Source organism: Streptomyces diastatochromogenes (assembly GCF_002242805.1).
Taxonomy (GTDB): domain Bacteria; phylum Actinomycetota; class Actinomycetes; order Streptomycetales; family Streptomycetaceae; genus Streptomyces; species Streptomyces diastatochromogenes.
Map to the genome: position 1 here is coordinate 1 of NZ_MCGQ01000001.1, position 15934 is coordinate 15934.

The window sequence follows — 15934 nt, forward strand, 5'->3', positions numbered from 1 at the left end:
GAGGGCTCCCTTGCCGGTCAGCCCGAGCAGACCGACGCACCACACGTCGACAGTGGCCTCGCGGGAGTCGTTGTGGCGCACGGTCACGCCGGCGGGCATGGCCGGGGAGACGAAGGTGGCCCCTGCCGGCCGCTTCCCGTTCTCGTCCAGCCCGAGCTTCTTGTTGAAGGCGCTGGTGTAGTCAGCATCGAGAGCCTTCTGTACGGCCAGGCGCTGCTTCGGCACCACGGCCCGCTGGACGATGTCACCCCGACGGATGAGGTCGAACATGCGCTCGCTACCGAGGACGGCGGCCATCTTCGCGGCCGCGCTCTGGGCGCCCTCGTTGCTGTGCGGGATCTCCACCGCGATCGGGTGAACGGCGGCCTCGGGCCTCCCGCCGCTGACAAACGTTTTCGTCCCACGCTGCGGCCAGGCTCGATGGTCCCGCCTGGGTCAACGTACTCCGTCATGAGGGGCACCACTCGCAAATTGCCGTCAGCCCCTCTCGGAACGCCACAGCGGCCCCGCCGAAAACCCATCCGGCGAGGCCGCTCGAATTCTGAACGCGACTACGGCTGAAGCGCCTTAGAAACCAAAAACTCCAGGAATTCTTGATTCTCCGACACTACATCCCGAGTTTCATGATCAAGGAAGGTTACCTGGTCCAGGCAGACGCCATTCTCAACCATGAATCCCCAAAGATCTCCGGTGCCAACAGGAGAAAACGCCACGAAATTTGCATCCCACCAGGGTTCACCGTTGACGGACTGGAAATCCTCTACACTTCCTTGACGTGGACCCAGCGGGAAAATGTCAAGGAATCCAAATCCGCCCCCACCCACGGTGGTCATGAACCGCCTATAGGCGGCGGGCAGGACCACTCGGAAGTTCGCCTCAACATCGGCAATTTCGCCTTCGGAAGCCCGCCACCCTTCAAAGCCTTCAAACCAGAAGGGGTGAGTCGATCTAACCTGTTCAAGCAAGGTCTCAAAATCCGAGTAGTCCACTTCACTCCAGCCTTTCTAGCAGCCGCCAGGGGCCTCCTGGAACCTACTTTGGCCAGTTATCGAACCATGCCTCTGGACCGTAGGCGCTTCCCCAGCCTTGCTCCATCGAACGATACCACCAGTGCATCTGCGTATCTTGGCGACGCATCAGTTTATCCACACCCTGGTTAAATCGATTACGATGAATGTCTGCATTGAGGTGGAAATCCTGATCCAACTCATGAATCGGCGAGCCCGGCATCTGGTCAGCATGGTGAATCTGGAGACGATCACCAACCTGGTTCGGGCGAAGTCCACGCGTTCCGCGCCCAATATCGTTCTTCGTCCAAGGTCCACTCACGCGAGTGGCATCATCCGCCGGACCGTACCCCGTGCCTCCCGCGCCGTCATAATTGCCCAGCTTGGGACAGACATTGTGTACGAGAATTGGCGTGGCGCCTGCGAGCACATAGTAGGTGTGGAGGTCGTCGACGGTGAGGTTGTACATGTCGCGATCGCCGTGGCGTGGGATGACGGCGGCGACGCGGACGTGGTGATCGCTCGCGGTGTTGAGGTTGTGGCCAGTGCGGAGTTCGCCAGCGGGGACCCAGGTGTGCAGGGTGTCGTCCCAGAAGGGGTGTTCGGCAGTGGTGTGAAGGGTGGTAACGCTTCCGTCGGGGTGCTGAATCCGGAGGTCGACAAGGTCGTAATCGTGGTTGATGAGGGTGGCGGTGACCTTGCGAAGACCCTTGTGCTTGCCGTTGGCGGGGTCAGCGGCCTCGACCTCGTCCCCGGTCTTGATCTCGCTGATGGGTTTGGTCTTGCCATGGGCTACGAGGACAGGTGTAGCTGGGGTGAAGCTGCACCGGAGGGCCCTCAACTTAATCGCGTCGGCCTCGGCTGCGACGCCGCCTTCACCTCGCGTCCCCAATAGCAAGGCCAGGTCGAAGAGCAGCTTTCCGGTTCCTTGGGCACTATCGCCGTTTGCGTAGTCGCCGGATATTTCAGCTCCGCGTGAGGTCAACCCCATATCACCAGCGGTGGTCGGGTTGGTGGCAAGCAGAAAACCAGCCACGTCTTCGCAGTCCTCGCCGTGGAGGACGCAACCCTTTTCCGTGAGGTACTGCTGGTAAGAGCCTTGGAGGTAAGAGGATCCGGTGTTGATTGCCTCGTCGACCACGGCGCCGGCGACATCACCAAGCCAGCCAAGGGGGCTGCCACCACCGGAGTTGCCACTGCCGGCCTGCGCCGTGCCGCAGCTGCTGTTACACGGATGCGACTTGTGCGACTTGTGGTAGTCGGAGCCTTCGACCATGCGGCCGTTGCCCTTCGTGCCATCAGGGCGGTCGGGGCAGCCTTCCTGCTGACCTCCGGCTCCGCCGCAGGCGAGTCCCATGCCCGACGGGTCGGACTGAGTGGTGGGATTCTGGGCCCCGTAGCTGTAGCCGTTGAGGGTCTGGTGCTTGTCGAGTTCCAGGAGGGGGTCGACGCTGATGAACTGGCCGATGGTGGGGTCGTATTCGCGGGCCCCCACGTGGGTGAGGCCGGTCGTGTCGTCGGTCGGCTTGCCCAGGAACGCCTTGTCGTCCGGCCAGGACGTCGGCTTGGTGCCCCGTGGGGCGCCGAACGGGGTGCTGTAGCGCTTGGTGACCGCATAGGTGGTGGCGTCCAGGGCGATGCTGGAGGTGCCGTGGTGGTCGGCGGCCAGGAAGCTCAGCTTCGTTCCGGAGAAACCAGATGTTGCCGTGCGGACCGCGATCGTCTGACCGTTCGCCGTGTAGTAGCGGGTGCCGGACGCGGTCTTCGTGGTGCCCTTGGTCGTCAGGCGGAGTTCCGTGCCGGCGCCCAGGTAGAGGATCGTGTCGCCGTCTCCCTTGGCCCGGCGGATCAGCAGTTCGCCGCCCGCGTCGTAGAGGTAGTTCGTCTCCTTCGTGCTCTCCGTCAGCTTGGACAGGTCGCCCTCGGTGTTCCAGGCCAGCGACTGCTGGGCCGTGGGGCCGGGGCGGGTGAGGGCGTTGCCGCTCTTGTCGTAGGTGTAGGTGCCGGCGCGGGCGCCGGTCGTCTTGTCCAGCGTGTGCGGCTTGGTGTCCGCCGGGTCGTTGTAGGTGTACGTCGTGGTCTTGTCACCCGACGTGGTGTGCTGGGTCTCCGTCTTGCGCTGGCCTGCGCCCGTGTAGGTGTACGAGGTCCAGTACGGGGCTGCACCGTCGAGGTTGGCGACTGTGCGGCCAGCGGTCGCACAGTCCGCGGTCTTCGGGGTCCAGGCCTCGGTCATACGGCGGTTGCCGTCGTAGGCGAAGCACTGGTAGTCGGCCTTGGCCGTGCCGCCCTGGGTGGTGGCGTCGAAGATCGAGGTGACGTTGCCCGCGTCGTCCTGGGTGAACTTCAGCTCCTGCGGCATGTAGCCGTGCACGTCATCGGTGACGAAGGAACGGGTCAGGCGCCGGGTGCCCTCTTCATAGTCCCAGTTGAGGTACGCCTTCTTCGCCGAGGACGCGCCATCCTTGCCGAGGGTGAGCTGGCGCAGGTCGCCCTGCGGAGAGAAGGCGGCGCCCTGCAGGTAGCCGGTGGTGCCCGTCGCGGTGAGCTGCCCGCCGAGGGCGTTGTAGGTATAGGAGACCGTCTCGGCGGCCAGGCCGCCCACCGCCGGTGCGGAGTACTGGCTGATCGTGCCGTCCAGGTTGTAGCCCGTGCTGAACGACAGCGGCTTGTTGGGAATGTAGCCGTCGGAGACCAGGGACTCGGTGTCGGGCAGGACCAGCTGGCTGCCGGTCACGTGGTACATCGAGTCAAAGGCGGTGACCTTCTGGGTGTAGGCCTTGCCGCCCACGCCGCCGTCGTATCGGGTGGCGGTGTCCTGCTGTCCCTTGGCCACCGTGTCGAAGCCCCAGGCGGCGAGCTTGTTGGCGTCGGTCTTGTCGACCTGCCACATGCCCTTCTTGCGGCCCAGTTCGTCGTACTCGTACAGCAGCTTCTTCGAGGCATCGTCGTTCGGGGTCGTGCTGACGAGCTGGTCGAGGTCGTTGTACTCGCTGCTGGTCTTGCCCTTGTCGGGGTCGGTCGCCGTGACCTGTCGGCCGAAGAGGTCATAGGTGTTGGACCACTTGGTCTGGTCGGGGCCGGTGACCGTCTCCTGCTGGCCGGCAGGGGTGTAGGTGTAATCGGTCGTGGTGAAGTCCGTGCCGGTGGGTGTGGGGCCGGCGTATTCGCGGCGCTCGGTCGTCTGGCCCAGCGCGTTGGTGACGACGGCGGTCGCCTGGCCGCCGGCCGGGGCGGTGGTGGCGACTGTGTCGCCGGTGTAGGTGGTGTCGGTGGTCCAGCGGGTGGCGCCGTGGACCTTGGTCACCGCCTTGGTGGCGCGGCCGGCCCCGTCGTACGTGGTGTCGGTCTGGATCGGTGCCTGGCCTCCCGAGATCTCCGCGGCCTTCGCGCTGGGCAGTGACGTGCTGTCCCAGATGTCGCCCTGCTGGCTGACCGCGAGGCCTCGTGCGTCGTAAAGGGTCAGGGAGATGAGCCGGCCGCCCTGCGGGGTGGGCGCCTGGGTCTGGCGCGAGCGCAGCAGGGAGTCGTAGAACTCGTACGAGGTGTTGTAGCCGGAGCCGTCGTTCTTGAGGGTCGCGGTGGAGACCCAGGACATGTCCGCGTTGGTTACGTTGTAGGTGTAGACGTAGTTGGGTGTCTTGCCCAGCACCTTGTTGCGGTTGGGCAGCCACAGCTTGGTGATGCGGCCGAGGCTGTCGTACTCGCTCTGGGTGACCTTGTTGTTGGGGTCGGTGACCTTCAGCGTCGCGCCGGTCGCGAAGTCGAGGGCCGTGGTGGTCGTGTAGGTCTTGGCGTCGGCCACCGCGGTCGATGTCAGCGGTCCTGCGGCAACGGGGACGTAGGTGGTGTCGGAGACCGTCGCGCCGTTGGTGTCCTTGACGATCCGCGGACGCCCGAGGGTGTCGTACGTAGTCGTGGACCCCTTCTGCCAGGCCGGGGCGTCGTCACTGCCGTATCCCTTGGCGCGGCCGGTCCAGTTGGCGTCGCCCTTGGTCGGGGTCTGCGCGGCCGTCCAGGTGGTGGCCGCGGTGTTGTCGTAGACGGTGGCGGTGTCGGAGATGACGTCGCCGGCGCGCTTGGAATCGGCGGGCAGGTCGAGCGAGCCGTCCGTGGTCGCGCAGGTCGCCGCGACTGTGCGGGTGCGGGAGACCAGGGAGTTGATGCCCTTGCCGGTGTTGCGGGCGTACCAGGTGCGGGTGCACTTCTCGTCGCCGGTGACCGAGTCGTCGCCCTCGTCCTCGACGGTCTCGGCCATGCCGTAGTCGTCGTAGGCCGTCTTGACCGTGTGCAGGCGGTCGTACGGTGTGAGCTTGCTGGTGATGTTGGTGCGGGTGTGGGTGGCGGCGGTGCGCAGGTAGTACGCCTCGGTGTCCGCGTACGACTTGTGCTGGGTTGCCGTCCGCTTCGACCACGGGTCGTTGACGGTTGCGCCGACTTCGGTGTCGCTGTCGTAAGTCACCGACTCGCGGGTGAAGCCCGCGTACTGTTCCGAGTCGGTGATCTTGTCGGCTTTGATGCCGGTGGCCTCGACGGTCTTGCGCTTGTCGGGGTCGGGGGTCTTGCCGTCCGTGCCGAGTACGCGGTCGCCGTTCATGCCGCGCAGGTAGACGGTGACCTCCTTGCTCTGCGTGTGTCCGGAGACGCCGGTGATGTGGGTGACCTGCTGGTAGCCGCGCCAGATGGACCAGGTGCGCTCCTTGGCCGGGGTCAGCGGGTTCTCGTCGTAGTGCCAGGCGCCGCCGCCTGTGTACTGGTAGCTGTGCTGCACCGCCTCCGAGCCGCCGAAGGGGTCGGTGGTGGACACCGCGTAGACGGGGTACTTCTGGAACCAGTCGAGGATCGGGTCCTTCTCGCCGTTGGGTGACCAGTACACCGGGTAGCAGCGCTTGGTGTTCTCGTCCACCTTCGGCTTGGTGCCGGCTGCGGTGCAGTCGGCGTCCAGGTAGGTCACGATCGTCTGAGCGCCGGTCTCGGAGGTGACGGTCTTCAGGCGGGGTTTGTCCAGCGGCAGGATGTTGTCGGTGCCGTCCACGCGGTTGGGCAGCATGACATGGCTGAACTTGACGGGGTCCAGCGACAGGTCGGTGCCGCGTTTGCCGGTGTGCTTGATCTCGTCCAGCCACAGCGACTGGTCGGTGGAGTCACCGGTGTCGCCCGGGTCGAGGTACAGCTGCTTGAGCGACCAGACGTCCACGGGCTCGAATGCGGGCGTGGCGGCGGCCGCGTTCCACGCGTAGGTGGTGATCGCCGTCAGCCGCTTGCGGGTGAAGAACGTGGGGCCGACGTTGCCGGTGCACTTGTCGCCGTCCTTGCAGATCGCGTCGAACGGTACGTCCGGCCAGTTGTCCCGTGTGTCCTTCGTCAGTGAGTCACAGCCGGTGCCGGATGCCAGGCAGCGCTCGGCGTAGTCGAAGACCACCTTGTCGGATGCGGCAGGGGAGCCGGAGAAGAGGGCGTCGGAGCGCTGGCCGTAGCGGATCTCCTTGAGGTAGCCGCCCCGGGTGTAGTCGGTGCCGGTGTTGTCGTCGCCGAGCTTGTCGTAGTTGTTGTGCTCGGCCGCGTACCAGTACGACATGGCGTTGCCGTGGGTGTCCTCGACGTAGTCGAGGTTCCATCGCCAGGCCTGCATCTTCGCCCGGTCGGCGAACGTGTCGCCGCTGGTGAAGCCGGGCTCGACGGGGTCGTCGCCGAAGACGGGCACGGTCCACACCGAGTTGGTGCGGTCGCTGTCAGCGGCGCCGTCGAGCTTGTTCAGGCCGAAGACGTACTTCGTGCCGTCGCCCGTGACGACGGTCCAGTACTCGCCCTGGCCGTCGATGCCGGTGGTGCCGTCATCGCCGTTGTCGGCACCGGTGGAATGGGTGACGGTGGAGGCGTCGTCGTCCTTCAGGCGCCATACGCCCGTGGTGTCGTCCAAGACCAGCTCGGTGGCCTTGCCGTTCAGCACGAGCGAGGCGTTCTCGTACTTCCAGCACAGGTCGTACTTGCCGTCCTGGCCGTCGTCGTCGCAGGAGCCGTACTTGCGCTCGATGTAGGACGAGGTGATGTCGAAGCCCGTGCCGACCTGGCTGCCCTGGTTGTTCGAGTTCGCCGTCTGACCGTCGACGGCCCCGGAGTCGTACGAGATCGACAGGTCCGGCTTGGGCCCTGCCGCTGAGGGCGGCACACGCAGCGGGTACGACCAGGTGAACGATCCCGACGAGCCTCCGGCCTCCCATGTCGAGGAGGAGGACAGCGGCGTCGCCTTGTAGGTGCCGGCGCCGGACTTCGCACCCGCGGCCAGGGCGAGCATCATCGTCTGCCCGCCGGAGGCGAAGCTGACGGGAGCCGCGATGCTGTCCTTCTCGCGGTTGTTGACCGAATCCACTTCGATGCGCTTGCGGCACTTCGCGGCCGAGGGGTCCTTCAGGGCGCAGCCGGGCAGGCGCATCAGTTGAAGGCGCCCTGCCCAGTCACCGCCGTAGGCGGAGGCGAAGGCCGAGTAGTCGATGCCGAGCCGGGCCTTGCCACCACCGTCGGGCCCCGTGAGCTTGAGGACCACGCCCTTGACGCCGAGCTTGGCGGCCGCCTTCTGGTCCAGAACCTCGACAGCAAGAGATTCTGCCGTCTTGCCCTTGCCGGGTGCGGCGACGGTGACGGGCAGCGAGCCCGGCTTGGCCTGGTGGCTGCCCTCGAGGGGGACGCTCACCGATGCCTTGCCGGCCTTCGGCCAGGTGACCTTGCGCTGCTGGTCGTGGCGGGCTCGGGCGGCGGCCAGCCGGTCGGCGTCGGCGGCCTTCCTCACCTCGGCCGCGGCCTTCTTGTTCACCTGGGCGGTGAACGGTCTGACCTTGGTGGCGTGCGGGGCCTGGAGGTGCGGACGACCCAGAGGCTCGATGTCCTCGGCGAAAGCGACGGGAGTCAGCAGCCCCGGCACAAGTGCCAGGCCGGTTGCTGCGGCAATGCGCCGCAACCAGCGATTTCTTGGCCCGGGCCCGCGACCTGCTGGAGGTCTGGGTATGCCAAAGGGATTCATGATGGGTTCTTCCTACGAGGCGCCCGGGGTGTGCCGGCCGGGCGCGAGCAGTTGGGTACGGGAGTGGCAGAGCAATGAAGCAGTGGGGTGCGGCCATGGCTGTCCGGGCGGCCCGGGTGAGCGGGCCGCCCGTCGTTACGCTTGCTCAGACGCTCTCGGGGCTGTCCAGGACCTGGGAGCGCACCTGGTCGGCGTTCATGGCTCCCGTCCAGATCCTCAGCTCCTGCAGGCCGCCCGGCAGGTAGTTGCCGGTGGTGCCGGCAGCGGTGCCGCGTCCCAGGCTCAGCTCTCCGCTGCCCTGCTGCGGTGTGGTGAAAGTGTCCGTGTCGGCCGGTTGGTCGAGTTCACCGACGTACAGGTGGAGCTTGCCGTAGCGGGTCTCGGTCTTGGTGGCGTCCGAGGGGTCGGTCCACTCCCAGTCCTCCTGGGCGTTGAACACGCCGGTGATCTGGACCCATGAGTCGGTGACGGCCACGTCCCCGGCGGGTACTTCCGCGTTCTGGGTCACTTTGCCGGTCTCGTCGACCGCGGTGCGGGTGAATTTCCATTGGTAGGTGTCGTCGGCGGGCTTGACCACCCACAGGGCCCAGGAGGATTCGCCGCCCATGCGCTGTGCTGCCACCTGGGCCTTGTAGCCGACCGGCTTCGCCTTCAGCGCCTGGGAGTCCAGGCGCACGTTGGCGGAGACGGTGAACGATCCCGTTTCATCGACCACCGGGCCCGTAGAGGCGGCGTACTGGTTGGCTCCGTCCAGGAAGAGGGCGTTGTCGTCCTCGTTCACTGTGGTCCCGGCGGGCGCCAGCTTCATCGACGGCACCGGGTAGGCCGTGCTCTCCGGGATCTCGCTGCCCTTGGCCGCAGTGGCGTCCCAGTACGCAACGAGTTCGTTGGCCGCTATGCCATCCTGTCCAAGCTGCGCATCCTCGACGATCTGCTCGGGCATGAGCGCGTACTGCCACACGGTGACCTCGTCGATGCGGCCACGGAAGTGCTCGCCCCACACCCCGCCTGCCAGCGAGCGGCCGAACTGCAGACCGGCCGTCGACGTCCAAGGCTGGTAGGCGGTGGACAGATCATTCAGCACCACCGGCTTGCCCTGCGGGCGGCCGTTGACGAAGAGCTGGATCGTGTCGTTCGTCTTGTCGGCGTCATTCTTGGTGTCGAAGACGGCCGCCAGGTGCGTCCACACCTTCAGCGGCGGAGGGCCTGCGTCGGCGATCGACCGCAGATACACCGCATTGTCCTTGACGTCCCCAGCAGTGCGGTTGAAGACCCACTTCTTGTAGGACGCGGAGTAGTACAGCGTGAACGCCGACCCGTTCGTGCCCGGTGCTGAAAGCACCACGCGGTTCTGCGAAGCATCCGACAGGTACACCCAGGCCGAGACGGTGAAGGAGTCCTTGGTGTTCACCGCCGGCACGGCAGTGGCGGCGTAGCCCGAGCGCAAGGTGTCGTCCGAACCGTCATTGAGCCACAGCGAGTAGTCGGCATCGCCGCGTCGGGCAAGGGTGGACCATCCCGCACCCGCCGTCTGCAGCGTGGCGTCGTGCCGGGTGCCCTCCGTCGCGCTGTCTTTGGCCAGCGTCGTCCCGGAGCCGGGTGCCGCGTCGTCGAAGCGCCAGCGCCCCACGGCACCAGGGGCCGGGGCTACCTTGAAAGCGAACTCCGCGGGTGTGCCCCACCGGTCGTGGACGTCCTTGGCCCGCACCGACAGCACCTGCGTTCCCGACAGCCGTGGTGTCACGTCCCTCTCGACCTTGAGGCTCCCCGAGACCGGCTTCGCGGGCGTGGACAACAGCTTGTACTCGTAGGCGGTGATGTCGGTGTGCCCGGCTGCGTCGATGTCGGCGGTGTTGGGCTGGAAGGTGAACGATCCGGGAACGCCCGGGCCGCCCTTGCCCTCGCAGAGGTTCGCTGTGCACTCCGTGTACGGAGAGCCGGGAGTGATCCGTGGTGCCTTTGGCGCCGACAAGTCGATCTTGAAGTAGCACCAGGGGCTGTAGGAGGACCACAGGTCGCCGCTCTTGTCGTGGTAGGACCAGTGCGACTGGGTTCGGGCCCTGTACCGGTACAAGCCTCCGTCGGCGCGGTCGCTGGTGGGCATCTTCTCGAGCGTCTCGTCTGGATCCCAGCCGCTATCAGGTCTGTATCCGGTCCATACCTCGTGCCAGGCCGCATCATCACCGCGCTCGACGACGTACTCGGCCTGCAGCGCACCTTCCTGATCGCCCTTGTGCGCCTCGACCTGCGTCTGCACGCGGGCCTGCACCATCGGATTCTTGATCGTCACCACGAGCGGGTTCGACGACGACTTGTAGCACTGGGCCGTGCCCGTCACGCCCGGAATCACCCCGACGTTGGTGGGCACGCCCGGCTTGTAGGCGAAGACCACCGAGAGCTCGGCGCTGTCATCGAACCTCTTCCAAGCGCGCGGGTCGCCCTCGTCCTTGGCCCGGAGCATGAGGGTGAGCCGGCTGATCTTGCCGTCCGCGAAGGAGCGGACGGTGCTCTTCAGGTTCTCGTCCGACTCATCGGGGTTGTCGTTGAACTCCACCCACGCATCCGGCTGGTCGGGGCTGCACAGAGTCCCGCGGCCTGCCGCAACGTACTTGTCGCCCATCAGGTCCAGTTGCTTGGGGCCGGGCCAACGGGTGCCCTCCGAGATGTTGTCGGTGCGTACCAGGTCCACCCAGTGGGGGTCGCAGTTGAACGACCACGTCTCATGGGCCCGGAAGGTCGCATCCAGCACGTACTTGCCGGCCAGCTTGGTCGGGGCGAACTCGAAATACATACGGTCGACGTAGCCACCGCCGCAGTAATAGCCGTCGGCCGTGCCGCACTTGCCGACGCCCTTGTCACCGTCGAACATCCAGAACTTGTCGCCGTCGGAGGAGAGCTTCGTGCGCTCCGAGACACCCAGCCCCACGGAGGGGTCGATGTAGACGGGGTAGACGGTGTCCTTGCCGCGCAGCAGGCCCAGGTCGGGGTGCACGGCGACCGCGCCGTCATCGACCTTGACCGGCAGCACCGCGGTGCTGTCGCCCTCCCCCGGCTGCGACGGGTCGTCCTGTGCCTGGCCGTTCGCGGACACGGGGGTGTCGGTGTGCATCAGTTGGGTCTGCGGGCCTGACTCAGCGTCGCCGGCGGAGTCCCACATCTGGCCTGCCGGGCCACGGAAGACGGCGTTGCCGTCCTCGTCGATGGCCCGCAGGCCCCCACCGGCGCCCGGCACCACGGACAGGCCGTCCCCGGATGCGGCGAGCCTGACCTGCTCCAGGGCGGGGTTCTGTGCCGCCTCGGGTGTCTTGACGACCAAGACTTCCCGGTAGCTCTCAGCCGTGGCCGTCAGCTGCAGGTCCACACCGTCAAACACGTTCGCATAAGTCGCCGTTGCACCATCGAGAGTCGGCTCCGGCAGGCTCCCGGCCCAGCCCAGGGTGACCGACCGCCCGTCCTTGCCCAGACGGATCATGTCCGAACCCGAACCGCCGCCGGAGAACGACAGGTCCACCACGGCACCCTTGGGAGCAAGCCGGCCGTCAGCACGGCGCTCCAGCACCGGATCGACCGCGCCCCAGCCGCCGCCGTCTTCCTTCACCCGCTGGGGTGTCGTGGACTGCGTCAGCGTGAACGAGCCGTCCGGATTCGCCTTGGTCGTGGAGTACTCGGTACGGTCCGCCGTCACCTCCACCGGCTCACCCGACGCCTGCGCCCGCGCCGACGCGGTCGCCTCACCCACCGCCCCGGAATCCGCAGCAGCGGTCGACAGCGGAAGAGCAGCAACAGTCGGCAACCCAGGCAGCACTGACAGCACGAGTGCGGCCGCAACACCGCCCCAAAGGCAGGAGCGCGCTCTTCGTGCCCTCCTCGCCGGCGTCACACGAGCCCGCTCAGGCTTCACCGAATCCCCCCGCATATGAATCTTGTAAAGGTCATGCAAAGTAAAGATCCGGTTACCGACGGCAGTCAATTAACTGTGAGGCCGATCACAAGACTTGACCCGATGTCACCCTGACCTGCACGAATAAATCCAGCCACCGAGCTCTCGAACGTAAAGCAGGGCAATCACAGAAACATCACCCAGCCCGGACCAGCAGGACGGACACACCCGCAGCACGCAGACAGGACGTCACCAACAACGCGAGAGAGTCATGCAGCACCCCCACCCCCCGGCCAGCCAAACACTGCTCCCGCCGCCGGCACCCGAGGCATCTGCACCCCTACCCTAAACTGGCCAGTAAAGGGTTTAAACCTCCCATAAACTCCGGCCGCGATGCCTCACTTCAAGGGGGTGTCTCTTCCCGCGCGCATCTTGCCGCCTCGGCCGTCACTGTCGACCTGGCCTGGCCTTGACGTTGTTCAGTGGGGTCTGGCACAAGTTCCGTGTGACGGTTGCTGACCGTAATGTCAGAGGCATGTGGTGGGATGGCAGAACTTCGTTCCCGTCGTCTGGAGATCGTCTCAATGCCTGCTGCGTACCCGTCCCTGACGCGGGCTCTGGCCGAGGCACTGGTCGATGTCCTCTGGTTCGTCGAGGGTTGTGAAGACGAGCAGATGGATCCGGACGACGCCGTCAAGGTCCAGGGCGTCGCCTACGTGGTGACCAAACTGTCGCCCGTGCAACGGGACGAGTTCCTCGACTTGCTTGGCACGATGGCCCGCGAGGAGTCCGATCCGTCTCGGCGGGCGTTTCTGGAGGAGTTCCCGGACGGCTTCGGGCTCCTGGAGGACGAGGGCTGACGCGGATCCTCAGGCGAGCAGGACCCGTTTGCGGAGAAGGCCGAAGCTGGCGCGGCCGAACATCTGCCGCTTGAGCATCTTGATCCGGTTGACTGCGCCCTCGACCGGGCCGGAGTTCCAGCCGGTCGTCAGGCCGGCAATCACCGCGTCGAAGTCGCTGTGCAGGCCGACGGCGAAGCTGCTGATGCCGGGCAGGTTGGCATCTGCGGCCTCGGTGATCCAGTTGGGCAGACGGGTGCCGCCGAGCGTGGTGAGCATCTCGGCGAACGAGCTGGTCATCTCGGCGGCGGATGCCAGCTCGGGGCAGTGGTCGAGCACGGCCTTGCGGTGCAGCTTCTCTTCCTCGGTGAGGGTGGCTGGGTGCCGGGTGAGCCAGCGGGTGACCTGCCGCACCGACGGCGGTGGCGGGATGGGGGTGAAGCCTTCTGGGCGGGGCAGGTCGCGCCGGGCCCAGTCGCGGACGGTGGAGTAGTGGCCGCAGAAGCCGCGGGTGGTGATCTCGCGGTAGAGGTCGAGGACGGTCACCTTCCCGTCCGTTTCAGCCCAGCGTTGCGCCAGGTAGGGCTTGAACGGGTCAAGTTTGCTGGGGAGTTGGCGCTTGCGACCCTTGACCATGTCCTGCCAGCGGGCAACGCGGGCGTACCGCTGGACAGTGTGCCGTCCCCAGCCCAGGTGGCGGGCGATGTGACGGATACCCATGCCCTTGGGCGAGGAGGTCATGGACGAGGGCGTGGTGGGCGCGGGCCCGCTCGGCGAACCTGCCGGTCGGGTCCTCGTCGTGATCGTCCTGGGAGGAGGTTGCCTCAACGGGCGTCACCCACGCGGGCTCCGGTTCGGGGGCGGCCGACGGGAGTTCTCGCAGGCAGGAACGGTGGGCGGCGACCGTCTTCTCGACCGCAGTGGTGAGGTTCTGCCAGAGGTGGAATCGGTCGGCGACCTGGAGAGCCTGAGGTGCCGCGGTGGCGGCCGCCTCGGCGTAGGCGCCGGAGCGGTCGCGGCAGATGACTTCGATGTCGGTATGGGCCGTAAGCCACGGGGCGAGGGTGGCGGCATCGCGTTCGGGCAGCAGGTCGAGGACCTGGTGGCTCTCGGCGTCGATCACCACGGTGCCGTAGACGTGGCCGCGCCGAAGGGCGAAGTCATCCACGCCGACGGCCCGGGGCTCGGCGGTGGTCGGGTCGGGCAGATCCATCACCCAGCGCAGCAGCGTGGTACGGCTGGTGATGATGCCCATGAGCTGCGCGAGGCGAGCGCCTGCCCTGCCGGCCAAGGCCAGTCCGATCGCGCCCATCGCCTGCCGCAGTCGTTCGGTGACACGGCCGTGGCGCCGAGTCAGCCCTGCCACCTGCTCCACGAACGTCCGGCGACCGCACGCTGTGGCTGCGCAGAGGAACCGTCGGACGCGCAGCGCGAGTTCCGCTCTCCGCCCGGCGGTGGGCAAGTCTGCGGGAAACCGCAGGTAGGAGCTGTGCACCCGTTCCGTCCACTGGCCGCAATCCGGGCAGGCGGCGCCGGTGAGCGTGCATCGGGCCTCGATGCGTATCGTCTCGCCGTCCGCACGTACGGCCACGACTGCGACAGCAGCGACCGAAGGGAACAGCAACTCCTGCAACCGGGACAACACCTCGTTCACGGCCATCGAATGTCAGCCTTGCCAGCCGTACGAGGAGCGATTTCAGGGCGTCTTGCGTACCGCCGAAGGGAGACCAACAACTACAAGGAGTAGTCGGCACACGGAACTTGTGCCAGACCCCACTGAAACAACGTCAGAGCCACCCACGGCGTGAGGACAGTATTGCAGGCCGGGCAGGTCAACCGGCCGGTCTGCAGTTGGCGTTCCACGCTCGCCGCATCGGCGTCGACGATCAGCACGAGGCGGTCGCAGTGTCAGCGGCGGGACATGTAGAGGTCGAGGGCCTTGTGCAGCACCTTGTTGAGCGGGAAGTCCCACTCGCCGAGGTATTCGACGGCCTCGCCGCCAGTGCCGACCTTGAACCGCAACAGCCCCAGCAGGTGGTTGCTCTCTTCTAGGGTGTCGGTGATGCCGCGGAAGTCGTAGATGCTCGCGCCGAGCGCGTGGGCGTCGGACATCATCCGCCACTGGATCGCGTTGTTCGGCTGGACCTCGCGCTTGCGGCTGGTGGAGGCACCGTAGGAGTACCAGACGTGCTCGCCGACGGTCAGCATCGTGGCCGCCGCGAGCACCTCGCCCTCGTGGTGGGCGAGGTAGAGGCGCATGCGGTCGGCGTTCTCGGCCCTCAGCGCAGTCCACATGCGTTGGAAGTAGGCCAGTGGGCGGGGAATGAAGCGGTCCCGCTCGGCGGTCTCCACGTAGATGTCGTAGAAGGCGGGCAGGTCCTCGTATTGGCCCTGGATGACCTTGACGCCGGCCTTCTCCGCCTTTTTGATGTTGCGGCGCCACTGCTGGTTGAGGCCCCGCTGGATCTCCTCCAACGACCGCCCTGCGAAGGGAACTTGGAAAACGTAGCGCGGTTGGCCCACGGCGAAGCCGTCCTCGCCGCCAGGCTCGGTCTGCTGCCAGCCCATCCGGCGCAGCCGGTCGGCGAGGTCGAAGGCCCGCGGCTCGTGCACGGTGGCCTCCACATCCCGCAACCGCCCAGCCTGCGGGTCGGCGATCGCCGCCTTGACCGCCTCGGCACTCCAGCGGCGGGCCACCACGGGCGGCCCCATCTTCACCGAGAACGCACCCTGCTCCTTCAAGTACGTGAGCATCGGCTCAAGCCACCGCTCCAGATCGGGCGCAGACCAGTCGATGACCGGCCCCTCGGGCAGGTAGGCGAGGTACCGCTTCAGTTTCGGCAACGGCCGCAGCAGTATCAGTCCCACGCCGACGAGACGATCGCTCTCGTCGAACCAGCCCAGGCTCTCCGCCCGCCAGTCCGGCTTCACATCACCCCACGAGGGAACCTGCATGTGACTCATCGAGGGCCGGGCCCGGACGAAGGCCAGATGATCTTCACGGGTGATCGCCTTCAGGCGAAAGCTCATGCGCGGCACTCCTTTGTTCGACGCACAAGCCTACTGAGGCGTACGGCACGTCCAGGTCCTTCGTGCACACGCTGTCGTCGCGGACGAAGCAGGCACGGACTGCCCAGCAAGATCACCAATCATGTTCATCACGGGCGTCGCGAACCCGACGCTTCATCAA

Annotated in this window: 7 protein-coding genes and 1 pseudogene; 1 reads left to right on the forward strand and 7 read right to left on the reverse strand. The window is 66.5% G+C overall.

Annotation, left to right across the window (positions count from 1 at the left end):
- The 4 genes and pseudogenes from BEK98_RS00005 to BEK98_RS00020 form a co-directional block, all read right to left on the reverse strand.
- Positions 1 to 345, reverse strand: a pseudogene (locus tag BEK98_RS00005) (hypothetical protein); the annotation flags it as partial.
- Positions 346 to 551: 206 nt separating this feature from the next.
- On the reverse strand, positions 552 to 989 hold the full coding sequence (locus BEK98_RS00010) for an SMI1/KNR4 family protein (RefSeq protein ID WP_094214224.1): 438 nt from the start codon (positions 987 to 989) through the stop codon (positions 552 to 554).
- Positions 990 to 1032: 43 nt separating this feature from the next.
- Positions 1033 to 8025 carry a polymorphic toxin-type HINT domain-containing protein gene (locus BEK98_RS00015; RefSeq protein ID WP_208642955.1) on the reverse strand — a complete coding sequence of 2331 codons (6993 nt, stop codon included), beginning with the start codon at positions 8023 to 8025 and terminating at the stop codon, positions 1033 to 1035.
- Positions 8026 to 8170: 145 nt separating this feature from the next.
- Positions 8171 to 11941 (reverse strand): LamG domain-containing protein, encoded by a 3771-nt coding sequence (locus BEK98_RS00020; protein ID WP_094214226.1) that lies wholly within the window; start codon positions 11939 to 11941, stop codon positions 8171 to 8173.
- Positions 11942 to 12489: 548 nt separating this feature from the next.
- Here BEK98_RS00020 and BEK98_RS00025 point away from each other — a divergent pair.
- Positions 12490 to 12765 (forward strand): hypothetical protein, encoded by a 276-nt coding sequence (locus BEK98_RS00025; RefSeq protein WP_208642956.1) that lies wholly within the window; start codon positions 12490 to 12492, stop codon positions 12763 to 12765.
- 9 nt (positions 12766 to 12774) lie between these two features.
- On the opposite strand, the gene BEK98_RS49490 is transcribed toward BEK98_RS00025, so the two are convergent.
- The 3 genes from BEK98_RS49490 to BEK98_RS00035 all read right to left on the reverse strand — a co-directional run bounded on the left by BEK98_RS49490 (position 12775) and on the right by BEK98_RS00035 (position 15774).
- Positions 12775 to 13290 carry a transposase gene (locus BEK98_RS49490; RefSeq protein ID WP_208642957.1) on the reverse strand — a complete coding sequence of 172 codons (516 nt, stop codon included), beginning with the start codon at positions 13288 to 13290 and terminating at the stop codon, positions 12775 to 12777.
- Positions 13291 to 13339: 49 nt separating this feature from the next.
- Positions 13340 to 14404 (reverse strand): ISL3 family transposase, encoded by a 1065-nt coding sequence (locus BEK98_RS49495; RefSeq protein ID WP_208642958.1) that lies wholly within the window; start codon positions 14402 to 14404, stop codon positions 13340 to 13342.
- 248 nt (positions 14405 to 14652) lie between these two features.
- Complete coding sequence (locus BEK98_RS00035; protein WP_094214228.1) at positions 14653 to 15774, reverse strand: lipid II:glycine glycyltransferase FemX; 1122 nt, start codon at positions 15772 to 15774, stop codon at positions 14653 to 14655.
- Positions 15775 to 15934: the final 160 nt, after the last annotated feature.